The 23078-nt window shown below is 66.2% G+C and carries 21 protein-coding genes; 10 read left to right on the top strand and 11 right to left on the bottom strand.

What is annotated here, in order from left to right; all coding sequences use genetic code 11:
* Positions 1–42: 42 nt before the first annotated feature.
* The 3 genes from AC6IY7_RS03235 to AC6IY7_RS03245 form a co-directional block, all read right to left on the bottom strand.
* Positions 43–714, bottom strand: coding sequence for a hypothetical protein (locus tag AC6IY7_RS03235; protein ID WP_497781583.1), 672 nt, complete (start codon positions 712–714; stop codon positions 43–45).
* Positions 715–814: 100 nt separating this feature from the next.
* Positions 815–1555, bottom strand: a complete 741-nt coding sequence (locus AC6IY7_RS03240) for a sulfite exporter TauE/SafE family protein (RefSeq protein ID WP_497781584.1) — start codon at positions 1553–1555, stop codon at positions 815–817.
* 162 nt (positions 1556–1717) lie between these two features.
* Positions 1718–2371, bottom strand: coding sequence for a TetR/AcrR family transcriptional regulator (locus tag AC6IY7_RS03245; RefSeq protein WP_497781585.1), 654 nt, complete (start codon positions 2369–2371; stop codon positions 1718–1720).
* Between the two features lie 227 nt (positions 2372–2598).
* Between AC6IY7_RS03245 and AC6IY7_RS03250 the strand changes: the two genes are divergently transcribed.
* The 5 genes from AC6IY7_RS03250 to AC6IY7_RS03270 all read left to right on the top strand — a co-directional run bounded on the left by AC6IY7_RS03250 (position 2599) and on the right by AC6IY7_RS03270 (position 8939).
* Positions 2599–6063: an acyl-[ACP]--phospholipid O-acyltransferase gene (locus AC6IY7_RS03250; protein ID WP_497781586.1), complete on the top strand. Its 3465-nt coding sequence runs from the start codon at positions 2599–2601 to the stop codon at positions 6061–6063.
* A gap of 19 nt (positions 6064–6082) precedes the next feature.
* Complete coding sequence (locus AC6IY7_RS03255) at positions 6083–7132, top strand: NADP(H)-dependent aldo-keto reductase (RefSeq protein ID WP_497781587.1); 1050 nt, start codon at positions 6083–6085, stop codon at positions 7130–7132.
* A gap of 21 nt (positions 7133–7153) precedes the next feature.
* The gene (locus AC6IY7_RS03260; protein WP_497781588.1) at positions 7154–7621 is read left to right on the top strand and encodes a GNAT family N-acetyltransferase; all 468 of its coding nucleotides are present in this window, start codon (positions 7154–7156) and stop codon (positions 7619–7621) included.
* Positions 7622–7737: 116 nt separating this feature from the next.
* On the top strand, positions 7738–8187 hold the full coding sequence (locus AC6IY7_RS03265; protein ID WP_497781589.1) for a hypothetical protein: 450 nt from the start codon (positions 7738–7740) through the stop codon (positions 8185–8187).
* Positions 8188–8324: 137 nt separating this feature from the next.
* Complete coding sequence (locus tag AC6IY7_RS03270; RefSeq protein WP_497781590.1) at positions 8325–8939, top strand: glutathione S-transferase family protein; 615 nt, start codon at positions 8325–8327, stop codon at positions 8937–8939.
* Positions 8940–8970: 31 nt separating this feature from the next.
* Here the strand turns inward: AC6IY7_RS03270 and AC6IY7_RS03275 are convergent, their stop codons facing one another.
* On the bottom strand, positions 8971–9510 hold the full coding sequence (locus AC6IY7_RS03275; RefSeq protein ID WP_497781591.1) for a DUF6886 family protein: 540 nt from the start codon (positions 9508–9510) through the stop codon (positions 8971–8973).
* A gap of 55 nt (positions 9511–9565) precedes the next feature.
* A complete protein-coding gene (locus tag AC6IY7_RS03280; RefSeq protein WP_497781593.1) occupies positions 9566–10660 on the bottom strand; it encodes a histidine phosphatase family protein in 1095 nt (364 codons plus the stop codon).
* A 498-nt stretch (positions 10661–11158) separates the two neighbouring features.
* On the opposite strand from AC6IY7_RS03280, the gene AC6IY7_RS03285 reads away from it, so the two are divergent.
* Positions 11159–11593, top strand: coding sequence for an RrF2 family transcriptional regulator (locus AC6IY7_RS03285; RefSeq protein ID WP_497781594.1), 435 nt, complete (start codon positions 11159–11161; stop codon positions 11591–11593).
* A 13-nt stretch (positions 11594–11606) separates the two neighbouring features.
* On the opposite strand, the gene thiD is transcribed toward AC6IY7_RS03285, so the two are convergent.
* A complete protein-coding gene (thiD, locus tag AC6IY7_RS03290; protein WP_497781595.1) occupies positions 11607–12416 on the bottom strand; it encodes a bifunctional hydroxymethylpyrimidine kinase/phosphomethylpyrimidine kinase in 810 nt (269 codons plus the stop codon).
* A gap of 121 nt (positions 12417–12537) precedes the next feature.
* Positions 12538–13551, bottom strand: coding sequence for a WD40 repeat domain-containing protein (locus tag AC6IY7_RS03295; protein WP_497781596.1), 1014 nt, complete (start codon positions 13549–13551; stop codon positions 12538–12540).
* Between the two features lie 66 nt (positions 13552–13617).
* Between AC6IY7_RS03295 and AC6IY7_RS03300 the strand changes: the two genes are divergently transcribed.
* A complete protein-coding gene (locus AC6IY7_RS03300; RefSeq protein ID WP_497781598.1) occupies positions 13618–13998 on the top strand; it encodes a hypothetical protein in 381 nt (126 codons plus the stop codon).
* A 64-nt stretch (positions 13999–14062) separates the two neighbouring features.
* Here AC6IY7_RS03300 and AC6IY7_RS03305 read toward each other — a convergent pair whose 3' ends face one another.
* Positions 14063–16006 carry a putative bifunctional diguanylate cyclase/phosphodiesterase gene (locus AC6IY7_RS03305; RefSeq protein WP_497781599.1) on the bottom strand — a complete coding sequence of 648 codons (1944 nt, stop codon included), beginning with the start codon at positions 16004–16006 and terminating at the stop codon, positions 14063–14065.
* A 273-nt stretch (positions 16007–16279) separates the two neighbouring features.
* Here AC6IY7_RS03305 and AC6IY7_RS03310 point away from each other — a divergent pair, with 273 nt between their 5' ends.
* Positions 16280–16915 carry an HdeD family acid-resistance protein gene (locus AC6IY7_RS03310; RefSeq protein ID WP_497781600.1) on the top strand — a complete coding sequence of 212 codons (636 nt, stop codon included), beginning with the start codon at positions 16280–16282 and terminating at the stop codon, positions 16913–16915.
* A 150-nt stretch (positions 16916–17065) separates the two neighbouring features.
* Here AC6IY7_RS03310 and AC6IY7_RS03315 read toward each other — a convergent pair whose 3' ends face one another.
* Complete coding sequence (locus AC6IY7_RS03315; RefSeq protein WP_497781601.1) at positions 17066–17311, bottom strand: hypothetical protein; 246 nt, start codon at positions 17309–17311, stop codon at positions 17066–17068.
* 173 nt (positions 17312–17484) lie between these two features.
* On the opposite strand from AC6IY7_RS03315, the gene AC6IY7_RS03320 reads away from it, so the two are divergent.
* Both AC6IY7_RS03320 and dapE read left to right on the top strand, forming a co-directional pair.
* Positions 17485–18390, top strand: a complete 906-nt coding sequence (locus AC6IY7_RS03320; RefSeq protein WP_497781602.1) for a methyltransferase domain-containing protein — start codon at positions 17485–17487, stop codon at positions 18388–18390.
* 84 nt (positions 18391–18474) lie between these two features.
* A complete protein-coding gene (gene dapE, locus AC6IY7_RS03325; RefSeq protein WP_497781603.1) occupies positions 18475–19632 on the top strand; it encodes a succinyl-diaminopimelate desuccinylase in 1158 nt (385 codons plus the stop codon).
* Between the two features lie 184 nt (positions 19633–19816).
* Here dapE and AC6IY7_RS03330 read toward each other — a convergent pair whose 3' ends face one another.
* Together AC6IY7_RS03330 and parE are read right to left on the bottom strand one after the other, a co-directional pair.
* A complete protein-coding gene (locus AC6IY7_RS03330) occupies positions 19817–20839 on the bottom strand; it encodes a sensor histidine kinase (RefSeq protein WP_497781605.1) in 1023 nt (340 codons plus the stop codon).
* Positions 20840–21059: 220 nt separating this feature from the next.
* Positions 21060–23078, bottom strand: a complete 2019-nt coding sequence (gene parE / locus AC6IY7_RS03335; RefSeq protein WP_497781606.1) for a DNA topoisomerase IV subunit B — start codon at positions 23076–23078, stop codon at positions 21060–21062.

Raw genomic sequence — 23078 nt, forward strand, 5'->3', positions numbered from 1 at the left:
AGCCGTGTTCGCGCTCGGAGAAAGGGCGATTTTCGTCGAATCCTACGGCTTGGCCGGGCCCATTCGCCGCTCGATCTCGTTTTTCGCCTTTTTCCACAGCTCTATCGCGCGCGGCTTCCCCCATTCGTAGAAGCCGATCGCATGCGGCCGCGCCCAATCGTAGAATGCGAGGCTCCATTCGCGGGCGAGACGGCCCGTCGCCTTGGCGAAATCCACCGCCTTGTCGAACCAGGGCAGGAATTGGCTGTCCGGCGGAATCTTCGCCCGCAGCCAGGCGACAGCGTCGCTGGCGATCTGCGAGACGGCGCGCCACAGCTGGTCCCAGGGATCGTCCACCCTTATGCTGGCCACCTTGTCACGATAGCGCGCGAATTCCTGGGCGAGCGCCGCCTTTGCGCGGCTCTCCTCGTCGAGCCGGCGCCGCAGCTCGGCCACATGCGCCTCCTCCTCCTGAGCGTGACGCACGCCGCCTTCGGCCTTCTGGGCGTTGCGCCGCGCTTCGAGCTGGGCGTCGTCGATCTCCCGCGTCGATTCATCGACCTGAAGCGCCATCGCCTCATATTTGGAGAGAACGTCGTCGCGCTGCTCGATGACGCTGCGCAGGAGCGAGACGAGCGCGTCGCGACCGAGCTTCTCATATTCGTCGCTGGCGGTGGGCTTGGGCGCCGCCGTGGCCACGTTGCGGATGCGATTGTCGGACAGTTCGGCCTCCATCGACTTTTCGCGCCGCGGCTCTCGAGCCGGCGCACGCCGATGCGGTTACATAAGGAGGACGCGCCCGCCGTCCAGCGCGAAAGCGCGGCGGCCAAAAGCCTCAGGGCGCGCGCTGGAACAGGCCGAAGGTCAAGAGCGCGCCGATGACCACGACGACGATGCGCAGCCATTTGTCGGGAATATGATGCAGCATGCGCGCGCCGGCGACGCCGCCGATCGTCGCGCCGAGCGAGGTGACCAGCGCCTGCTCGAGATGCAGATCCGGCGAGAACAGGAAGATCGCCACGGCCGAGGCGTTCATCACGGCGGCGAGCACGTTTTTCGTCGCGGCGGCGATGCGGACATTCTGCCCCGCCATGGTCAGCGCCGCGACCATCAGAAAGCCGATTCCGCCGCCGAAATAGCCGCCATAGACGGAAATGAAAAATTGCGCGACACCGGCCCCTCGCGCCGAGAGATGCGCATTCGCCTCGCCCGGCTTGCGCAGAAAGCTGCCATAGGCGAACACGACTGTGGCGAACAGCACCAGCCAGGGCACCAACTGCGCGAAGAAAGCCGGCGGCGTCAGCAGCAATATGACCGCCCCCACCGCCCCGCCGACGATGCTGATGATGAACAAGGCTCGCAGGCCGAGCCCCGCGGCGCCGCGCGAGAGATCGCGCCCCGTCCAGCCGGTGGCGACCTGGGCGGGAAACAACGCGACGCAGGAGGTGACATTGGCGGCGCGGGCGTCCATGCCGGTGAGCATGAGCGTCGGCAGGGTGAGAAAAGAGCCGCCGCCGGCCAGCGCATTTTGCGCGCCCGCCCACATTGCGACGAAAAAGAGCAGAATCAGCAGCATGGGGCGGCGGCGCCTCTGGAACTTCCTAAACCCGATATTTCAGGTCGGGCTCTGGAAGGCAAGCCATAGCTCGAATTCAAAAAGGCGTCCGGGCGAAGTCGGCAACCCTCGCCCTTCCCGATGAGGCGGCGAAGCGGCCGCTCCTCGAGGAGGAGGCAAGCTTCACCCGAGCGAGCGCTGGGTCAATCCGCCAGCAAAAGCGCGCACCAGCCGCTCGAGCTCGGCGTCGAGCACCGGCTCCGGCATTGGCGCGAGCTTTTCCTCGAGGCCGAGCGAGACGACGCCATGCACCGCGGAAAACAAAGTGCGCGCGAGCAAGGCGCGGGAGGGCGCGGGCTCATCCGGCAAGAGACGGGCGAGCGGCGCCTCGACGAGAGCGAAGAGGCGGCTCTGATCGTCGAGATACCAGGCCGGCGCGGCGCGGCCGCCGGCGAGCCTGTGCTCGAACAGCGCCCGCCACAGCGCCTTATTGGCGCGGGCGAAGGAGAGATAGCCCAGCGAGAGGCGCAAAAGCTCCTCCGCAGGCTCGGGGACGGGCCCCGGCGGCGCGGCGAGCTCCCGCTCCAGCCGCGCCAGAGTGTCCGCGCCGATGCTGAGAATCAGCCCGTCGAGATCGTCGAATACATTGTAGATCGCCCCGACGGCGCAGCCCGCCGCGGCGGCGAGATCGCGCGCCTTCAAATTCTGCAGCCCGCCCTCGGCGATCGCCGCGCGGCCGGCGGCCACGAGCCGCTCGCGCAGATCGGCGCGGCGCGCGGAGGTTTTGCCGGCAGGTCGTTCGGCGGGATCGCCCTCGATTTTGTGAACGTCGTTCATTTTTGTCTTGAACACAGTTCAGATCGTGCTATGGTCGCTCATGAACAGCGTTCATAACAGGAGTCTGGAAATGATCAAGTCGCCTTTGCGCCGCTCGAGAATTTCGTCGCCGCCGGAGCGACGAACGGCTTAGTATGTGCGGGCGCGCAACGCCTGCGGACCAACCCATCCTTAAACAGAATCGGCGAAACCACGCCTTCTCGCCGCGCGCTGACGGAATTTCGATCATGTCCGAACATCTGCTTCTCACCAAACGTTTCGCGCCTTTGTTCTGGTGCCAGTTCTTCGCCGCCTTCAACGATAATTTCCTCAAGAATGCGCTGGTCCTGCTCATTTTGTTCAAGATCGGCGGACACGAGGGCGAATCCCTCGTCACCCTCGCCGGCGCGGTTTTCATCGCGCCCTATTTCGTGCTCTCCGCGCTCGGCGGGCAGATCGCCGACAAATATGACAAGGCGCTCGTCGCGCGGCGTCTCAAATTCGTGGAGATGGGCGCGGCGATGATCGCCGTCGCGGGCTTCGCGCTCGCCTCCGTGCCCGTGCTGTTCGCCGCGCTGTTTTCCTTCGGCGTGCTCGGCGCGCTGTTCGGCCCGGTGAAATACGGCATTTTGCCCGATCATCTGCGCCAGAAGGAATTGCCGGCCGGCAATGCGCTGGTCGAAGGCGCGACCTTTCTCGCCATTCTCGCCGGCACCATCGCCGGCGGCCTCGCCATGCATGGCGGCGGCCAGCCGCTCGTCACCACCATCGGCGTCACCGCGGCGGCGATCGCGGCCTGGGGCGCGGCGCGCCTCATCCCCTCCACCGCGCGCGCCGCGCCAGAGATTCGCATCGACCCCAATGTGCTGCGCTCCACCGCCGCGCTGCTGCGCGAATTGTGGAAGGAGCGGCGGCTGTGGCGCGTCGGCGCGGTGACGAGCCTGTTCTGGCTCGTCGGCGTCATCGCAATGTCGCTGCTGGCGCCGCTGGTGACGCATGTGATGCATGGCTCGGAGCTGGTCGTCACTCTGTTCCTCGCCGTCTTCGCTATCGCCATCGCGGTGGGCTCCGGCCTCGCCTCCTTCCTGCTCGCGGGACGCATCGTGCTGCTGCCGGCGGCGATCGGCGCGGCGATCATCGCCGGCGCCTCGCTCGACCTCGGCTGGACGCTCGCCACGCTGGCGCCGCAGGAGACGACGACACCGCTCGGGATCGCCGAATTCTTCGAGTTCGCCGTCGCCTGGCGCGTGACCATCGATCTCGCTCTGCTCGCCATCGCCGGCGGGCTGATGATCGTGCCCTCCTTCGCCGCGCTGCAGGCCTATGCGCCGCCTCATGAGCGCTCACGCATCATCGCCGCGGTGAATGTGCTCAACGCCGCTTTCATGGCGGGCGGCGCCTTCGCCGTCGCGCTGCTGCAGAGCAAGGGCGTCTCCGTGCCGGATCTCTTCCTCGGCATGGGCGTGCTGATGGCGCTCGCCGCCATATGGATCTACAAAGCCGTTGTCGTCTCCCCTTTTCGTGACGCCCTGTCGATCATCTTCCGCGCCTTCTATCGACTCGAAGTGAAAGGCTTCGGCAATTTCGACAGGGCCGGCAAGAATCCCATCGTCGCGCTCAATCATGTGAGCTTCCTCGACGCGGCGGCGATCCTCTGCGTGCTGCCGGTCGATCCGGTCTTCGCCATCGATTCGACGATCGCGACAAAATGGTGGGTGCGGCCCTTCCTGCGCTATGTGCGCGCCATTCCGCTCGATCCGACGCGCCCGCTCGGCACGCGCACGCTGGTCAATGCGGTGAAGAACGGCGATCCGCTGATCATCTTCCCCGAGGGACGCCTCACCGTCACCGGCAGCTTGATGAAGGTCTATGACGGCGCCGGACTCATCGCCGAGAAATCCGGCGCCTGGGTGGTGCCGGTGCGCATCGAAGGGCCGGAGGCGACGATGTTCTCGCGGCTGACGCCCGCGCAAGCGCGGCGTCGCTTCTTCCCCAAATTCACGCTGACCGTGCTGGAGCCGACGCGTCTCGTGGTCGATTCCGCGCTGCGCGGCAAGGCGCGTCGCATCGCCTCCGGCGCGGCGCTCTATGAGATCATGTCCGATCTCGTCTTCCGCACGAGCCCCATCGATCGCACGCTGCATCAGGCGCTCGTCGACGCCGCGCGCGAACATGGCGCCGGCCGCGTGGCGATCCAGGACCCGATCACCGGCGCGCTCACCTATAAGCGCATCATGATCGGCGCCCATGCGCTCGGCCGCAAGCTGCGACGCATTTCGGAGACGGGCGAGGCGCTCGGCGTGATGCTGCCCAATTCCAACGGCGCCGCCGTGACGATCTTCGCCGTCGTCGGCGCGGGACGCGTCGCCGCCATGGTGAATTTCACCGCCGGCGCCGCCAATATCGCGTTAGGCCTCAAATCCGCGCAGGCGACGACGCTGCTCACCTCGCGCGCCTTCGTCGAGAAGGGCAAGCTCGACGCGCTGATCGCTTCGCTCGAGAAGGAGTTCCGCATCGTCTATCTCGAGGATGTGCGCGGCGAGATCACGCGCGCCGACAAGCTCTCCGCCCTGCTGCGCCACAAGCGCCCGCTGGAGAAGCGGAGCCCCGACGATCCGGCGGCCATTCTCTTCACCTCCGGCTCGGAAGGCGCGCCCAAGGGCGTCGTGCTGTCGCACAAAAACCTCCTCGCCAATGCGGCCCAGGCGGCGGCGCGCATCGACTTCGGCCGCACCGACAAAATATTCAGCGTGCTGCCGGTGTTCCATTGCTTCGGGCTCAATGTCGGCTTCATCCTGCCGCTCGTCTCCGGCGTGCCGATCTATTTCTACCCTTCGCCGCTGCACTATAAAATCGTGCCGGAGCTGGTCTACAACGCCAACGCCACAGTGCTGCTCGGCACCGACACCTTCCTCAACGGCTATGCGCGCGTCGCGCATTCCTACGACTTCCGCTCGCTGCGCTATGTCATCGCCGGCGCCGAGCCGGTGAAGCAGGGAACGCGCGACGTCTATCTCGAGAAATTCGGCATTCGCATTCTCGAGGGCTATGGCGTCACCGAGACGGCGCCGGCGCTGGCGCTCAACACGCCCATGTTCAACCGCTTCGGCACGGTGGGCCGGCTGCTGCCCGGCATGGAGCTGCGCCTCGAGACCGTCGCCGGCGTCGCCGAGGGCGGACGTCTCCATGTGCGCGGGCCCAATGTGATGCTCGGCTATCTGATGGCGGACGCGCCCGGCGTGCTGCAGCCGCCGGCCGAGGGCTGGCACGACACCGGCGACATAGTGACCGTCGACGCGCAGGGCTTCATCAAGATCCAGGGCCGCGCCAAGCGTTTCGCCAAGATCGGCGGCGAGATGATCTCGCTCGCCGCGGTGGAGACTCTCGCCGCGGAATTATGGCCGCATGTGCTGTCGGCGGCGGCGCGCGAGCTCGATCCGCGCAAGGGCGAGCGCATCGTGCTGGTGACGCAGAACAAGGAGGCCACGCGCGCCGAATTCCTCGCCTTCGCCAAGGCGAGGGGCGCGTCGGAGCTGATGGTTCCGGCCGAATTCATGATCGTCGACAGACTGCCGCTGCTCGGCTCCGGCAAGCTCGACTTCGCCGGCGTCGCCGCAATGGTGCGCGACCGCGGCCGCTTCATCCTGCCGACCCCGCGCGTTCCGAACGGCCTCGGCCGCATCGACGGCGACGCGGCGACGCAGCCCGCCTGAGACGAAAGGTCGTAAGACAATGGACTACCGCAGACTGGGACGCACAGATCTTCGCGTGTCGGCGATCATGCTCGGCACCATGACCTGGGGCCAGCAGAACACCGAGGCGGAAGGGCACGCGCAGCTCGACTGCGCGCTCGATCGCGGCGTCGATTTCATCGACACGGCGGAGATGTATTCGATCCCGCCGCGCGCCGAGACGCAGGGCTCGACCGAGCGCATCATCGGCTCCTGGCTCGCGGCGCGCAAAAATCGCGACAAAGTGATATTGGCGACGAAAGTCTCGGGCCGCAGCGAGAGCCCCTATCTGCGCCCCGACGGCAAGGGAACGCGACTCGACCGCAAGAATATCGAATATGCGATCGACCAATCCCTGAAGCGCCTGCAGACGGATTACGTCGATCTCTATCAGCTGCATTGGCCGGATCGGCCGCTGCCGCTGTTCGGCGCCGGCGGCACGATCTTTCGCGCGCCGCCGAAGGTCGATGAAATCCCCGTCGAGGAGACGCTGGAAGCGCTCGCCGATCTGGTGAGGGCCGGCAAGGTGCGCCACGTCGCGCTCTCCAATGAGACGAACTGGGGCGTCGCGCGCTTTCTGAGCGCTGCGGAGAAGGGACATGGGCCGCGCGTCGTCTCGATCCAGAACGCTTATAATCTCATCAATCGCACATTCGAGATCGGCCTCGCCGAGACCGCGATGCGCGAAGATGTCGGGCTGCTCGCCTATTCGCCGCTGGCGCAGGGCTATCTCACCGGCAAATATCGAAATGGCGCGCGTCCCGCCGGCGCGCGCACCACGCTGTTCGAGCGCGGCCAGCGCTATGAGAAGCCCGGCGTGGCGCAGGCGATCGACGCCTATCTCGCGCTGGCAAGAGACGTCGGCGTCTCGCCGGCGAAGCTCGCCCTGGCCTTCGTGACCTCGCGGCCTTTCGTGACGTCCAACATCATCGGCGCGACGACGATGGCGCAATTGCAGGAGGATCTGGATTCGCTCGATGTGACCATCACGCCGGAGATCGAAGCGCGCATCGACGAGATTCACCAGCTGCACAGCAATCCTGCGCCGTGAGGCGCAAGAGGAAAGCTCGTCATGGACGTGCGACTGCGGCTCGCGCCGCTCGAGGAAAAGCGAGACATCGCCGCTCTGCTGCGGCGCTATCTCATCGAGCTCGGCCCATGGGGCTATGACGAGCCCGACAATTATCCGTTTCTCGATTCCTATTGGCGCGAGCCGCGTCGCTCGCCCTATCTGATCGAAGCGGACGGCCGCCGCGCAGGCTTCACCCTCGTCAATGCGATCTCCATCTCCGGCTATCCGGTCGACGCCTCCATCGCGGAATTCTACGTGCTGCCCGAGCTGCGCCGCGCCGGCTGCGGGAGCGAGGCGGCGAGCCGGGCCTTTCATACGCGGGTCGGCTGGTGGGAGCTCTCCTTCCATCGCGACAATGCCGCGGCGCGCGCCTTCTGGCCGGCGACCGCCGAGCGCGCCGGCGGCAAGCGCATTCAGTTCTTCGATATAGGCGAGAGCCGCATATTGCGTTTTCGCATGTCGCGTTAGAACGACTTCCGAGCGGGAGCGACAACGCCCTTTCGGTTCGGGTGACGCAGTCGACTAGCTTTCGGGAGCGCGATTTGCGATGCTGCGCGCTTAGTCGAAGCCATCGATTTAGCGCCATGTATTGGAAGAATTTTTCGAAGATCGTCGCCACTTTCGCGCTGGTCGGCCCGCTCGCCGGAACGGCGCCGTTCTGGCTGCTTTTCTTCCTGACGAACAACGAGATCACGCGCCGGGCTCCCCTGTTCTTCCTCGTCTTCGGGTTCGCCTTCGGCTTCCCCTTCGCGCTTCTCACCGGAGTGATCTTCGCCGTCCTTGCGCTTTCTCACGGCTACCGCGACTTGGCCGACGCTTGGCTCAGCACATTGGTCGCGGACCTCGGCCTCGTAGCGATCTGTTGCGCGACCCTGGGCGCTGGGCGGATGAGCGTCGTGGGGGCGGCGGAAATGGCCGTCGGCTTCGCGATCCCCTCGCTGGCGGCGGCCACGATCTGCTGGCTTCTCGCCGATCGATGGATCTCGGCGACGCCCGATCCGCGGCGGCGCGACAACGCGCGCAAAGCTCCATAGGGCTGCGCGCAACACGTCGCGCATTGCAGCAAACGCGCATTTTCGACCTATGCGCGAAAGCCGCAACGGTCGTCGAATTATCGCATTTATCGCAATGATCCATGCGTGGGCCGGGGCGAGCGAGAAGGATTTTGACAATGCGTCTCATCGGAATGCTGGATTCCCCCTATGTGCGACGCGTCGCAGTGTCCCTCAACGCGATGGGCCTGCCCTTTGTCCACGAGCCTCTTTCTGTCTTTCGCGACTTTACGGCTTTCTCCGCGATCAACCCGGTGGTGAAAGCGCCGACGCTCGTCACCGACGAGGGGATGACGCTGCTCGATTCGGCCCTGATCCTCGATTATCTGGAGCGCCTCGCCCCGGCCGAGCGCCGGCTGGCTCCGCAAGGGCTCGCCGATTTCGCGCGGTCGCAGCGAATCATCGGGCTGGCGCTGGCGGCGAATGAAAAATCCGTCCAGCTCGTCTACGAATCGAAGCGGCCCGACGAGCGACGATACGAGCCCTGGGTCGAGCGCGTGAGCAGCCAGCTCGTCGCCGCCTATCGCCTGCTCGAGGCGGAAATCGCTGCGGCCGGAGACGGCTTCCTGTTCGGCGCCCGCCCGCTGCAGGCGGACATCACCGCCGCCGTCGCCTGGCGCTTCACGCGCAGCGTCGCGCCGGATCGGCTCGACGCGGCCGACTTTCCCGCGCTCGCGGAATTTTCGGCGCGGGCGGAGCGCCTGCCGGAGTTCGCGGCGGCGGATTTCGATTGACGCCTCCCCTCGCACAGCGAGCGCGGACGGCTCAGAATCGCTCCGCCGCGCGCGCATTGCGCAGCCTGATTCCACTCGCGTGGAGGGAGGAGTCGAGAACACAGCCCATATCCGCGAAAGAATCGACGAGGCGCAACTCCACATCGGCGGCGCGAAGCTCACCGGGCAGATCGATCACCGCGTCGACGCGCAGCGGCGTGACGCCTTCTCGCGAGACCCACATGCCGGCGTCCTCGAGATCGACGAAACCGGCGCGAGGAAGCTCGTAGCGAAAGATCGACGCTTCAATCCATTCATCGAACCGCGATCGCTCCAGAAAAGCGATCATGCGCGCGGCGCTACCGACGAACCAGAATTCGCGATCCTCTCGCGTCGTCGTCGCGGTCGGCCAGATGAGAATGCGCGGACAGTCGCGCGGGAAGAGATAGAGGGCGCTATGCGCCTCATCGATCGCCCAGACGAGCGGGCCGTTCAGCCATTCGCGGCCGGGCGGCCGCTGCGCCGGCGTGCGGACCTGGCGCGGCTCGAAACGGAGGATCTTCGGATCGTCGCTGAAATGGAACAATCTCATCCGAAACCACCAAGAAAAAGGTATTGAGAGAATTCTGGTCGCCTGAAAGCAAAAATCAGCCGCGAAGCCTGTCGAGCAGCCAGTCGAGCGCCTCGGGAAAGAGCAGCTCCTGCGTCGCGGCGATCTCCGCGGCGCTCCACCATTTCCAGCCGAGCACGTCGCTGCGCTCGACATCGGTGAAGCCGCGCGTGTCCGGCGTGAATTCGTCGACACGAATGGCGTAGAAGCGCTCGTCGGCCTGAAACCAGTCCGCGCCGAGCTGCATCGGAAATTCGCGGGAAAAGACGATCTCGCCGAGATCGACGCCGGTGAGCCCCGTCTCCTCGGCGAGCTCGCGACGCGCGGCCGCGTCGAAGGTCTCGCCGGGCTCGACGGCGCCGCCGATCGAGCCCCAGAAATAGGAATGTCCCTGCGCTTCGAAAATCGGCGACAGACGCGTCGAATAGCGGAACAGCAGAACGCGATGCTCCGCGTCGAGCGGCAACAGGCGCGCCGCCGGACGGCGCAGGAGCGGGCGCCCGTCATAGGGCATCACGACGCTCTCGCGCGCGCCCTCCTCCGCCCAGCGTTCGAGCGTCCAGCGCCCGTCCTCATAGAAGAACCAATTGGGCGCGGCGTGCAGCACCGGCGGGTCGCGCTTCTCGGAGAGGCCGAGGCCGGTCGCGAGCCGATAGCCTATGTCGAGCACGCCCGCATGAGCGACGACGAGAACCGTCTCGCCCGCATGCCGCTCGGCTATGGCGGTCAGCTCCGCGCCGACGCGATCGGCGAAGGCCGCCAGCGTCTCGCCGCCGGGAATGAGAAAATCCGCCTGGCGCTGGCGATGCCGCGCATGCTCGCTCGGAAAGGTGCGGTCGACGTCGTCGAAGGTCATGCCCTGCCAGGCGCCGTCGTCCTTCTCGCGCAGCGCGACGCGCGTCTCGATCGGCAGGCGAAGGCTCGTCGCCAGCGGCGTGACGGTCTGCAAGGCGCGTCTCAAATCGCTGCTGTAGATGCGGTCGAAACGCTCGGCGCACAGCTCGCGCGCCAGCGCCTGCGCCTGCGCAACTCCCCTGACGTTCAAGGGGATGTTCAATTGCCCCTGAACGCGCCGCTCGAGATTCCAATTGGTTTCGCCGTGCCGTGCGAGACAGATGCGCGTACGCGCCATGACGATTCTCCGGGATAGCCGCACGTCCTAACGACGAAAAGCCGTTCCGTCCAGCGGGACTGTGCGCCGCACAATGCGCGCGACAAATCCTATCGGCGTCCCCGACTTCCCCGGCCTGTGCGCTGCGATTTGCCGGCCGCGCCCGCGTCGGCGCAGATGCGCCGCGCAGCCGCCCGCCATCATCATAGTATTCTAGTGAATTAGTGAGCTGTTCGTCCAGCAGAGCCGACGCCTGGGCGGCGGATCGCCTTGAACGACAGAATTCTCGCGCTGCCGCTGCGAATTCGATGCTGGCGTTTTCCTTTTTGCGTGATAGTCAATATATCTATTCTATCCGCTTCGCCGTCATCGGATTCGGTGGGCTCCCTTCGCGTCACGCCGCCGCGTCATCGCCCCGTTCGAGGCGAGGATCGCAAGACAGCCGATGGGGTTTGCCGACTTGCCCGAGGCGAGGCTCGCGCTCTGAAGCGGCGCGCGGACGGGAGAGATTGCGAACCGATGCTGTCCAACAAAGCGAAATACGGGCTCAAGGCGCTGATCCATCTCGCCGGCGCCGAAGGGCAGTGCCTCGCCGGCGACATGGCGTCGCAGAATAATATCCCGCGCAAATTCCTCGACGCGATCCTGCTGGAATTGCGCAACGCCGGCATTTTGAACAGCAAGAAGGGCAAGGGCGGCGGCTATCATCTCGCCCGTCCCGCCGACAAGATCACGGTCGGCCAGATCATCCGCATTCTCGACGGGCCGCTGGCCCCCATCGCCTGCGCCAGCCGCACCGCCTATCAGCGCTGCAACGACTGCCCGGACGAGGACGCCTGCGCCATCCGCGATCTGATGCTCGACGTGCGCGACGCCATGGCGCTGATCCTCGACCGCACCAGCATCGCCTCGCTGCGCGGCAGGGGAAGGCGCTCGGCGCAAATCCTGCGCTGAGCCGCCGCCGCGCTCACTGCTTCCACAGAGAATGGAAATGGTGTGGCGGCCCGCGGCCGGAGCCGAGCGCGAGCGTATCCGCCGCGCCGAGAGCGTCTTCCAGATAGTCCTTGGCGGCGCGGATCGCCGGGACCAGCTCCGCGCCGCGCGCGAGATGCGCCGCTATGGCGGAGGAGAGCGCGCAGCCCGTGCCGTGCAGATTTTTCGTCGGCGCGCGGCGCCCGTGGAGTTCGTGGACCGTCTCCCCCGCGACCAGAATGTCGAGCGGCTCGCCCGCAAGATGCCCGCCCTTCATCAGCACGGCGCGCGCGCCGCGCGCGACGAGCGCGCGTCCCTGCTCGACCATCTCTCGCGGAGCAACGGCCTCGCTCGCGCCGAGCAGAGCGGCGGCCTCCGGCAGATTGGGCGTGACCACGGCCGCGAGCGGAAAAAGGCGCGCGATCGCGGATTCGATCAGCCCGGCGGCGGAGAGAGAATCGCCGCTGGTGGCGACGAGGACGGGATCGAAGACGATGCGCGTCGCACCGGCGCGGGCGAGACAATCGGCCACCGCCTCGGCGATGGCGGGCTCGGCCAGCATGCCGATCTTGACCGCATCCACCTCGATATCGGCGAAAATGGCGTCGATCTGCGCGGCTGCGACCGAGGCCGGAACCGCATGGACGAGGCTCACTCCACGCGTGTTCTGCGCGGTCAGAGCCGTGATCGCGGCCATTCCATAGCAGCCGAGCGCCGAAAATGTCTTGAGATCGCCCTGCACGCCGGCGCCGCCGCTCGGATCGGAGCCGGCGATCGACAGGAGCTTTGGAATATGGGCGGCCATTCGCGCCTCCCGCTCGCGCGAGCGTCCTTTTCGTGTTTCAATGAAACACGAAAAGGACGCTCGGCTTTTGTTTTGACGCGTTTCCAACGCCGAACCGGCGTCCACTTCGGCTGGAAACGCTCTATTTCGTCGGCAGCGTCAGCACGCCGGCCGCGCCATTCTCGGCGCCGACGGCGAGCCGCGTTCCTTTCGCGTCCCAGCAGAGCGCGGAGATGCGCGCGGGGGCGCCCTCGTCCGGGCGGCGCACCAGAAGCTCGGAGGCGTCGGTCAGGCGGCAGAGCAGCACCATGCCGTCCTCATAGCCGATGGCGACAGCGAGCGCGCTGGGATGGAAAGCGACGCGCGTCACCTTCACCTCCGGCCGCACGCCGCATTCGCGCGGCGGCTCGCCCATCGGCCCGTCCTTGGATTGGAAGGGCCAGACGATGCAGGCGTCGGCGCCCGAGGTGGCGAGCCATTTGCCGTCATGCGACCAGGAGAGCGAGCGCGTCTTCGCCGGATAGCCGGCCATGCGCATATTCTTGCCGTCGGAGACGCGCCAGCCATGCAGCATATTCTCCTGCATGGAGGTGAGGACGAATTTGCCGTCCGGCGAGACGGCGGCGTCGAGATGCGACCCCTTCCACTCCAGAAACTCGGGCGCGCCGGCGTTGGGAAACCACAGCGAGACGCCGTTGTAATGGGCGATGGCGAGCCGATAGCCCTTGGGGAAAAAGGCGATTCCCCGCGAGGTCGACGGCAGTGCGAGCGTTCGAATCTCGCCCTTGGGCGAGCGCGTGCGCAGCTCGCGGCCGACCGACCAGGCGAGCGTCCCATCGGCGCGGGCGGCGACGGCGTCGATCCATTTGCCCTTCTCGTCGGCGATGACCTCCCGGCCAGCGAGGTCGGAAGCGATGACGAGCCCGTCGTCGCCTCCGGTGATCAGCCGTTTTCCGTCGCTCGCCGCAACCAATATGGCGCCGTCCGGATGCGCGATCCGATGGGCGACATCGGCCCCTTCCCCGGGAAGAGCGAGCCGCCCATCGGCGAGCGCCAGCACGGGCGCGTCGCCGAGGAAGGCGGCGGCGACGACCTCGGCGCCGGCGTCGAAGGGCGTGAAAGCGGAAGTGAGAGAAGCAGGAGCGCCAAAAGTCACGATTCGGGTCGCCTCGGGAAAGGCCGCGGCGGCGCGGCCTTTCCTCTATAACGGATTTGCGCGGCGATGGCGCCGTTCTTTCATGCCGGCTCGCGAATCGAACGCGAATGGACGAACCCGATGCAGCAAAAGCCCGACGGCGACGATTACCTTGCTCTTTTCGGCCGCTACAAGGAGGATTTCGGGGACGTCTACATGGACCCCGAGGACGAACGGTTCAGGCTGCTTTTCGATCAGATCTGCCGCATGCTCACACAGCCCTCTCCTTTCAATCTCAGCCTGCCTGAGCAGTTCCGAACGACCGCCTCCCGCTATCTCGACGGCGACCCCCACACGGTCGCCCATATGAAAACCATCGAGAACCGCCATTTCATGCTGAGCGACCTTTTCGACTACGTCCATCTCGTCAAGACGATGGGCGGCTCCTGGGATCAGCGCGGACGGTGACCCGGCGCGAAACGCCGCCGTCGGCGGCTCCTCGGGATGAGGCGAGCTTCACCCGATTCTGGCGTCACGCGGCCGAGACCGCCGCATCCGACGGCGCCGCGGCGGCGCTGGCGAGAAAGGCCCCGAGCGACATGGGCCGGCCGAACAGATAGCCCTGCAGGCGCTGACAGCCGGCGAGGCCGAGCACATAGGCCTGCTCCTCGCTCTCCACGCCCTCGGCCGTCACCGCCATGTCCAGCGCATTCGCCATATGAACGGCGCCGGCGACGAGAACGCCCGTCGCCTTGTCGGTGGTCACCCGATCGACGAGCGATTTGTCCAGCTTGATGCGGTCGAAGCCGTATTTCTGCAGATAGGCGATGCTGGTGTAGCCGGCGCCGAAATCATCTAGCGCGACGGCGACGCCGAGAGTCTTCAGAAAGGAGATCACCCCCGCCGCCCGCTGCGGATGATCGATCAGATAGCCCTCGGTCACCTCGAGCTCCAGGCGCGCGGCCGGAAAGCCCGTCTCCATCAATATCCGCATGACAGCGCGCTCGAAGTCCGGATCGCGGAACTGAGCGGGCGACACATTCACGGCGACCTTGATGGCCTCGACGCCGAAAAACTCCTCGCAGGCCCGCCGCAGCGCGAACTGGCCGAGCTGGTTGATGAGGCCGCTGCGCTCGGCGACCGGAACGAATTGGTCGGGCGGCAGCTCGCCCTCCGGCCGGCGCGGCCAGCGCAGCAGCGCCTCGACGGCGACGACCCGGTTCTCGATGGCGTCGACGATCGGCTGATAGACGACCTCGAGCTCGTCCGCCCGCAGCGCGCGCCGCAGCTGATCCTCTATGTCCTGCTGCCGCTGGCGCTCGAGGTCCAGATCGGGCGAATAGATCTTCACCCCCGATTTGCCATTGGCCTTGACGTGATACATCGCGATATCGGCGCGGCGAAACAGCTCCTGCGCGTCGCAGCCGTCCGGCTCCGTGCAGCAGATCCCGACGCTCGCCCCGATCTGAACCGCGCGGTCGCCGATGCGGATCGGCCGCCCGAGAACCGCGAGCGCGCGGGCCGCGAAGGCCCGCGCCGCGCGCTCCGCCTCCCGGGCCGAGATCACCGCCGCGAATTCGTCGCCGCCGACGCGCGCGAGCATCGCCCCTCGCGGCAGAACATGCACGAACTGCTTGGCGACGATGTCGATGAGCCGGTCGCCCGTGGCGTGGCCGTAAGTGTCGTTGACGTCCTTGAAGCCGTCGAGATCGATATAGACCACGGCCGTGGGAAGCGCATCGGCGCCCTGGCGGCCGCAGCGCTCGTCGAGATGCGTCATCAGCGCGCGGCGATTGGGCAGACCGCTCAAACTGTCGATATTGGCGAGCCGCGAATTCTCGTCGCTCAGGCGCTGCGTCTCCGCCTGCTTCTCGAGCAGCGAGCGACGCGACGCCACGAGATGCGCGAAATCTCGGTAATAGATCATCAAAATCGCGATCATGCCGATGGCGGCGAGCGCCAGATTGACCGCCGCCGCGCGGAAATGCCCGTCATCGGCGAAGAAGAAGAACAGGCTGAAAGGCGCGACGCCGACGAAGGTCACGTTCAACGCCGCCGAGCGAAGATGCATCAGGCAGAAATTGCAGCTGATCATCGTCAGGGCCAGGAAGAAGACGATCTGCGCCTTCGCATAGGCGTCGCCGTCGCCATAGGCGAAGAGCGCCAGCCCCCAGGCGGTGAAGGCCACGGCGATGAAAAAGGCGAGCTTATTGGTCCGCTGCATGTGCCGGATGGCGATCTCGTCCGACACCTGCGTCCGGCCGATCCGCCACCAGCCGAATCCGCGCAGGAGGCAGAGCAGGCAGAGCGCGCTCGGCGGATAGAGCGAGAGCCAGGGATGACCGAATTTCGCGAAGGTGAACATCACCGCGAGAGCGTTGGTCGCCAGGATAAAATAGAGCAGCGGGATCTGCCTCGCGAATGCCCGGAACTGAGCGCGGATCAGTTCCACGTCATCGGTCGGAACGCTCAGCAAGAAACGAAGTCTTCGAATGAGATTTTTCTTCAAGGTCAACGACCTTTCAGGCGCTCGTCAGGCGGAAAACAAGAAACGGCCGCCCGGAGAGCTTAGGAAAAAACGGTGGAAAACTGGTTAAAGGAGGGAAGTTCTCCCCATCTCGACGCTGCGACGCCGCGGCGTCGGGCGGAGGCCTGGACGAAATGCGAAACGGACCAATGTCATGGGGGGGCCGGCTCCCCCGTCGAGGAGCCGCGCCTCGTGACACCCGAAAGTTCCGAGGAGCCAAGCATGAGCACGAGCAGCGTATCCGGCGATCCGTTTCGCGGCGGCCCTTTCGACCTGGACAGGCTCGCGGCCAAAAACGCGACCCTCGCCCATAATTGGTGGGCCATCGCCCTGCGCGGCCTCGCCGCGATCATTTTCGGTCTGATCGCCGTCTTCCAGCCCGGCGTGACGATTTTGTCGCTGGTGCTGGTCTTCGCGATCTTCGCCGCCGTCGACGGCATAGCGACGATCCTCGCCGCGGTGCGCGCCGCGCGTCAGGGCGAGGCCTGGCTGTTTCTCTTCCTGGCCGGGCTGGTGAAGATCGCGGCGGGCGCTTTCGCGGCCTTCTGGCCGGGCATCACCGCCCTCGTCTTCGTGCTTGTGTTCGGCGTCGGCGAGGTCATCGGCGGCGGCCTCACCTTTGGCTCGGCGCTGGATCTGAAGGAGGATCACGGCCGCTGGTGGCTGGCGCTCGGCGGCCTGCTCGCCGTGGTGTTCGGCCTGTTCCTGCTGCTGACGCCGGTCATCGGCGCGGTGGTGCTGACCTGGTGGCTCGGCATCTACGCCATAGCGCTGGGCGTGGTGGAGCTCATTCTGGCCTTCCGCCTGCACGCCCGCCATGTCGAGCATCCGCCGCTGGCGCATCCGCAAGGCGCGTGATTCGGCGCGTGATTCGAAGTCCTGAAAATGAAATCGGGGCGCCCGCAGCCACAGGCGCCCCGTGCCCCCTTCCCGCCCCCGCGGAAGCCTGAAAAGCTCTCGTCCTTTGTTTTAACTAGCTTCCAACGCCGAATCGGCGTTGGAAACGCTCTAGTCGATCGAGGAGATCTTGATCGCCGCGCTGAGATCGGCGTGAGCGACTTTCAGACCCGCCTTGGCGACGGCCGCCTCATCGGCGTACCAGGTCGATTCATGGTCGAGGCCGCCATATTTATTGAAGACCATCACATATTTGGCCTTTAAATCCACCTCGCAGCGCAGCCCTTTGCCGGGCTGGTCGATGGGCCGCATCTTGCCGTCCCAATCGATGAAATAGCCCCCGGTCGCGTCGGACATTTCCTGTTCCCTTTCGGACATTGGTCTCCGTAGCCGCGGGCAAGCAGCTTTCGGGCCAATTGGGCCATCATCCGCCGCGCAAGGGCGGCCGCCGACGCTCGCCTCGGAAAGACCTTGATCGGCCGAGCCCGGCGGTCATAATTCGGCTCCGTTACAACCGCCCCCCGTGTGAGATGATTCAGAAACAAGCAGACGGCCTTCGGCGCCTCATCGACCTCGCGACGATCAAAACCTCCCGGCTCTTCAACAAAGACTGGTATCTGGATCGTTATCCGGACCTGCGCACGGGCGGCGTCGACGCCGCCCGCCATTTTCTCGACCATGGCGCGAGCGAGGGACGGGACCCGAGCTGGGCCTTCTCGACCTCTGGCTATCTCGAACGTTACCCGGACGTCGCCTCCGCGGGCGTCAATCCGCTGCTGCATTATATTCGCAAGGGCGCGGCGCAGGGCCGCGATCCGAAACCCTCCGCGAATATCGTCGTCGCGCCGCCATTGCGCTACGAGCCGGAGAATGACGTCGATACGGTTTTCGACCGGATGCTGCAGGAGCAACGGCCCCGCAACGTCCTCGAGGTCGGCACGATGCAGGCGCTCCCGGGCGTCTCGACCCATTCCATGGCGCGCTTTCCCTGGGTGCCCGCGCAGGATTACGTGCGTCTCGACCTGTTCCCCGGCCCGGATGTGGATGTGGTCGGCGATCTGCATGCGCTGCCGGCGGAGTGGAGCGGCAAATTCGACTGTTTCGTGGCCTCGGCGGTGTTCGAGCATTTGGAGCGGCCCTGGGTCGCGGCCCGGGAAGTCTCCCGCATCCTCGCTCCCGGCGGCCTATTCTATGTCGTCACGCATCAGTGCTTTCCCATCCACGCCCATCCGCACGACTACTTCCGCTTCAGCCGCGAGGCGCTGCGCCTCGTCTTCGAGGACGCCGGCCTCGTCGTGGAGGCCGCGGACTACAAGCATCGCTGCCTGATCGTGCCGCCGGAGGCGATGATGGGGAGCGCCTATGTCGATATTTGGAACGCGATCGAGCCGGCCTATATTCTGGTGTACGCCGCCGGACGCAAAAGAGCGCCATGATGGCGAAGGCTGTGACGGCGAAGGCTATGACGCCGAACGCTGTGACGGTTGCGCGACGCGGCCGATTTTTCTAATTGTCGAGACATGACCCTTTCCCCTGCGCTCGCCATCACCCGCGATCTCCTTCGCTGCCCCTCCGTCACCCCGGCGGACGCCGGCGCGCTCGGCGTGCTCGAGCAGCGCCTGAAGGAGGCCGGCTTCACGACGCATCGGCTCGTCTTCAGCGAAGAGGGCATGCCCGATATCGACAATCTCTTCGCCAAGATCGGCGAGGGACGGCCGCATCTCGTCTTCGCCGGCCACACCGATGTCGTGCCGAGCGGCGACCCGGCGCGCTGGCGCTTCGATCCCTTCTCCGGCGAGATCGCCGACGGCAAGATTTTCGGCCGCGGCGCCTCCGATATGAAGGGCGGCATCGCCGCCTTCGCCGCCGCCGCGATCGACTATGTGAAGCAGCATGGCGTCCCGCAGGGCGCCGTCTCCTTCCTCATCACCGGCGACGAGGAAGGCCCCGCCGTCAATGGCACGGTGAAAATGCTCGATTGGGCCAAGGCCCATGGCGAGGTCTTCGACCATTGCATCGTCGGCGAGCCGACCAATGTCAAAGAGCTCGGCGACACGATCAAGATCGGCCGGCGCGGCTCGCTCAATGGGCGGCTGGTGGTGCGCGGCAAGCAGGGCCACTCGGCCCATCCGCATCGCGCGGAAAACCCCACGCCCGTCGTCGCGCGCATCGTGACGGCGCTGTCGACGCATGTCTTCGACGATGGGACGGAGCATTTCGACCGCTCCAATCTCGAAGTGACCTCGATCGACATCGGCAATCAGGCGGCCAATGTGATTCCGGGCGAAGCGCGCGCGCGCTTCAACATACGCTTCAACAATGTGTGGACGCTGGAGACGCTGCAGGCGGAAATCCGCCGCGTCGTCGCGGAGGCCGCCGCCGGCGCGAAAGTGGAGGTGGAGTTTCTGCCTTGCAATTCGCTGCCCTTCCTCACTGCGCCGGGCGATTTCAGCGCGCTGGTCGCGGGCGCGATCGAGGAGATGACGGGACGCCGTCCCGGCCTTTCGACGAGCGGCGGAACCTCGGACGCGCGCTTCATCACGCGCGATTGTCCGGTGCTGGAGTTCGGCCTGCTCAACGAGTCGATCCACGCCGTCGACGAGCATGCGCGCGTCGAGGATGTGGACGGGCTGACGGCGATCTATAAGCGCATCATCGAGACGTATTTCGCGCGCTGAGGGGCTGGCGCTCCCTTCTCCCGCATGCGGGAGAAGGTGGCCCGACGAAGTCGGGTCGGATGAGGGCCGCCGCGGTTCGCAGCGCTTCAAATGCAAATAATGCTGCGGCGGGAAGGGCCCTCATCCGACCCTCGCTGACGCGAGGGCCACCTTCTCCCACAAGTGGGAGAAGGGAAGCGCGCCGTCACCCCGCCAACGCCTGCTCGGCCGGCACGGCCAGCGTCCACTCGAAACCATCGGGCGGAAAGCCGATCGTCGCCTCGCCGCCGAGCGCCTGCGCGACGAGGCGCTTGATCACCTTATGGCCAAAGCCCTCGCGAGGCGACTCCGGCGCCGCCGGGCCGCCGAACTCGCGCCATTCGACGAGAAAGCGCTCGTCCTCGACGCGCCAGCGCAGCTCTATGCGCCCCTCCGGCCGCGACAGCGAGCCATGCGTCAGCGCGTTCACGGAGAGCTCGTGCAGAGCGAGGCCGATGTTCTGCGCGGCCTCCGGCTTCAGCATCAGATCGGGGCCGCCGGCGCGCGTCTGCTCCTCGACGCAGCCGGCGTCGAGGCAATAGGACAATTGCGCGCGCGCCAGCTCCGTCATCGAGGCGCCGCGCCAGTCCTGCGACACCAGAAGATCATGCGCCATGGAGAGCGCCTGCAGCCGCGCGGCGAATTTGCGCTGGAATTCCTCCAGCGACGGCGCGCCCGCCGCCGTCTGCCGCGCCATGGCCTGCACGACGGCGAGCAGATTCTTGGAGCGATGCACGAGCTCGCGCAGCAGCACATGGACATGGTCCTCGCGCCGCTTGCGATCGGTGATGTCGCGCGCCGTGCCGATGATGCGCGCCGCGCGCCCGCCTTCGAAGAAGGTGCGGCCGCGCACCGCGATCCAGCGCTCGACGCCATCGGTCTGGCCGACAATGCGATATTCCGCCTCGTAATCGCCGAGCTGTCCGGGATCGAGCGCGGCCTGCACGGCCTCGCGCGTGTGCGCCTTGTCGTCCGGATGCAACGCATTGCGGAAAATCTCGAAACTGCCGGGGGCGTCGTCCGGCAGCGCCCAGAGCGCGCGCACGCGCGCGTCGAGATGCACCTCGCCGGTGACGAGATCCCAATCCCAGATTCCGGTGAGGCTCGCGTCGAGCGCCATACGCATGCGCTCGAGCGCCAGAGTCTCGTCGCGATCGTCCCGCCGCTCCGGCGCGGACGCCTCGCTCATGCTGTCGATGTCCGTCAAAATCGACCTCTCGACGCCCGCCGCCCGCTTCGAGTGGCGGAAAGCATAACCGAACCTGCGCCGGCGGGCGAGCGCCTTCCGTCATTGCGCGCGAAGCAAAGCGATCCAGCGCCGAGAGGCCTCCGGATCGCTGCGTCGCTTCGCTGCTCGCAATGACGAGCGCGCGAAGAAAACGCGTCGACAGGCGTCGCGGTTCCGGCTGTCACACATCCAATTCCGTGGCGAAAGCGGCGTGCTCTTGAATGAAGGCGAAACGCGCCTCGGGCTTTGCGCCCATCAGCCGCTCGACGCAATCGGCGGTCTCCTCGCGCTCCTCGCCGGCGATCACGACCTTGAGCAGCGTGCGCTTCCTGGCGTCCATCGTCGTTTCCTTGAGCTGCGCCGGCATCATCTCGCCGAGGCCTTTGAAGCGGCTCGTCTCGATCTTGCCCTTGCCGGTCAACACTTTTTTGACGAGCTCGTCGCGATGCGCGTCGTCGCGCGCATAGACGGTCTTGGCGCCTTGCGTCAGCTTGTAGAGCGGCGGAACGGCCAGATAGAGATGGCCGCCGTCGATGAGCTTGGGCATTTGCCGAAAGAAGAAGGTGATGAGCAGCGAGGCGATATGCGCGCCGTCGACATCGGCGTCGGTCATCACGATGATCTTGTCGTAACGCAGCTCCTCGTCGCGATAATGCGCGCCGACGCCGCAGCCGAGCGCCTGCACCAGATCGGCGAGCTGCTGATTGGCCGCGAGCTTCTCGCGGCCGGCGGAAGCGACGTTCAATATCTTGCCGCGCAGTGGCAAGATCGCCTGGTTGGCGCGATCGCGCGCCGCTTTGGCCGAGCCGCCGGCCGAATCGCCCTCGACGATGAAAATCTCCGAGCCCTGCGACGAGGTGTTGGTGCAATCGGCGAGCTTGCCGGGCAGGCGCAATTTGCGCGTCGGGGATTTCCTCGCCTGCTCCTTCTCGGCGCGGCGGCGCAGGCGCTCCTCGGCGCGCTCCACCGCGAAATCGAGCAGCCTGGTCGCCTGTGAGGGCGCGCCGGCGAGCCAATGATCGAAGGCGTCGCGCACCGGGCCTTCGACGAGGCGCGAGGCTTCGACATTCATCAGCCGCGTCTTGTTCTGGCCCTGGAATTCCGGCTCGCGAATGAAGACGGAGATCATCGCCGCAGACTGGCCCATCAGATCCTCGGCCGTCAGAAGCGCGGCGCGCTTGGCCTGGCCGATGCGCTCGGCGTGATCCTTCAGCCCGCGCAGCAGAGCGAGGCGGAATCCCGCCTCATGCGTGCCGCCGTCCGGCGTCGGAATGGTGTTGCAATAGGAATGGGAAAAACCGTCCTCATTGGCGAACCAGGCGATCGCCCATTCGAGCGAGCCATGGCCGCCCTCGCGCTCCACCTTGCCGACGAAGGGCTGATCGGCGACGAGCTCCTTGCCCTCGGTCTCGCGGGCGAGATAGTCGCGCAGGCCCCCCGGAAAGCGCAGCACGGCCTCCGCCGGAACCTCGGAGCCCGGCTCGATCAGCTCCGGCGCGCAGCGCCAGCGGATTTCGACGCCGCCGAAGAGATAGGCCTTGGAACGCGACATGCGAAACAGCCGCGCCGGGCGCCAATGCGTCGCGGGGCCGAAAATCTCCGCATCCGGCTTGAAGCGCACCTTGGTGCCGCGGCGATTGGCGATGCGACCCAATTGCTCGAGCTTGCCTTGCGGAATCCCGCGCGAAAAAATCTGTCGATAGAGCTGCTGGCCGGTCGCCACCTCCACCTCGACGCGCTCGGACAGCGCATTGACGACGGAGACGCCGACGCCATGCAGGCCGCCGGAGGTCTGATAGGCGCCCGAATCGAATTTGCCGCCGGCGTGCAGCACGGTCATGACCACTTCGAGCGCCGACTTCTTGGGGAATTTCGGATGCGGGCCGACGGGAATGCCACGGCCATTGTCGACCACGGTGAGCCAGCCGCCCGGCTCGAGCGTGACCTCGATGAAAGTGGCGTGGCCGGCGACGGCCTCGTCCATGGCGTTGTCCAGCACCTCGGCGAAGAGGTGGTGCATGGCGGCTTCATCCTTGCCGCCGATATACATGCTCGGCCGTCGCCGGACGGGCTCCAGCCCCTCCAGCACCTCGATGGAGGCGGCGTCATATTCCGCCGGCGCCTTGGGCGCCCGCGGGACGGGAGCGGCGGCGGCTGGCTTGCGCTGAGCGCCGCCGAAAAGATCGTCGGATTTGGCCAT

Source organism: Methylosinus sp. is20ea (genome assembly GCF_059718135.1).

Coding starts and splice junctions, on each gene's coding strand:
- AC6IY7_RS03235 (WP_497781583.1), bottom strand. CDS start 714: ATGGAGGCCGAACTGTCCGACAATCGCATCCGCAACGTGGCCACGGCG.
- AC6IY7_RS03240 (WP_497781584.1), bottom strand. CDS start 1,555: ATGCTGCTGATTCTGCTCTTTTTCGTCGCAATGTGGGCGGGCGCGCAA.
- AC6IY7_RS03245 (WP_497781585.1), bottom strand. CDS start 2,371: ATGAACGACGTTCACAAAATCGAGGGCGATCCCGCCGAACGACCTGCC.
- AC6IY7_RS03250 (WP_497781586.1), top strand. CDS start 2,599: ATGTCCGAACATCTGCTTCTCACCAAACGTTTCGCGCCTTTGTTCTGG.
- AC6IY7_RS03255 (WP_497781587.1), top strand. CDS start 6,083: ATGGACTACCGCAGACTGGGACGCACAGATCTTCGCGTGTCGGCGATC.
- AC6IY7_RS03260 (WP_497781588.1), top strand. CDS start 7,154: ATGGACGTGCGACTGCGGCTCGCGCCGCTCGAGGAAAAGCGAGACATC.
- AC6IY7_RS03265 (WP_497781589.1), top strand. CDS start 7,738: ATGTATTGGAAGAATTTTTCGAAGATCGTCGCCACTTTCGCGCTGGTC.
- AC6IY7_RS03270 (WP_497781590.1), top strand. CDS start 8,325: ATGCGTCTCATCGGAATGCTGGATTCCCCCTATGTGCGACGCGTCGCA.
- AC6IY7_RS03275 (WP_497781591.1), bottom strand. CDS start 9,510: ATGAGATTGTTCCATTTCAGCGACGATCCGAAGATCCTCCGTTTCGAG.
- AC6IY7_RS03280 (WP_497781593.1), bottom strand. CDS start 10,660: ATGGCGCGTACGCGCATCTGTCTCGCACGGCACGGCGAAACCAATTGG.
- AC6IY7_RS03285 (WP_497781594.1), top strand. CDS start 11,159: ATGCTGTCCAACAAAGCGAAATACGGGCTCAAGGCGCTGATCCATCTC.
- thiD (WP_497781595.1), bottom strand. CDS start 12,416: ATGGCCGCCCATATTCCAAAGCTCCTGTCGATCGCCGGCTCCGATCCG.
- AC6IY7_RS03300 (WP_497781598.1), top strand. CDS start 13,618: ATGGCGCCGTTCTTTCATGCCGGCTCGCGAATCGAACGCGAATGGACG.
- AC6IY7_RS03310 (WP_497781600.1), top strand. CDS start 16,280: ATGAGCACGAGCAGCGTATCCGGCGATCCGTTTCGCGGCGGCCCTTTC.
- AC6IY7_RS03315 (WP_497781601.1), bottom strand. CDS start 17,311: ATGTCCGACGCGACCGGGGGCTATTTCATCGATTGGGACGGCAAGATG.
- AC6IY7_RS03320 (WP_497781602.1), top strand. CDS start 17,485: ATGATTCAGAAACAAGCAGACGGCCTTCGGCGCCTCATCGACCTCGCG.
- dapE (WP_497781603.1), top strand. CDS start 18,475: ATGACCCTTTCCCCTGCGCTCGCCATCACCCGCGATCTCCTTCGCTGC.
- AC6IY7_RS03330 (WP_497781605.1), bottom strand. CDS start 20,839: ATGAGCGAGGCGTCCGCGCCGGAGCGGCGGGACGATCGCGACGAGACT.
- parE (WP_497781606.1), bottom strand. CDS start 23,078: ATGGCCAAATCCGACGATCTTTTCGGCGGCGCTCAGCGCAAGCCAGCC.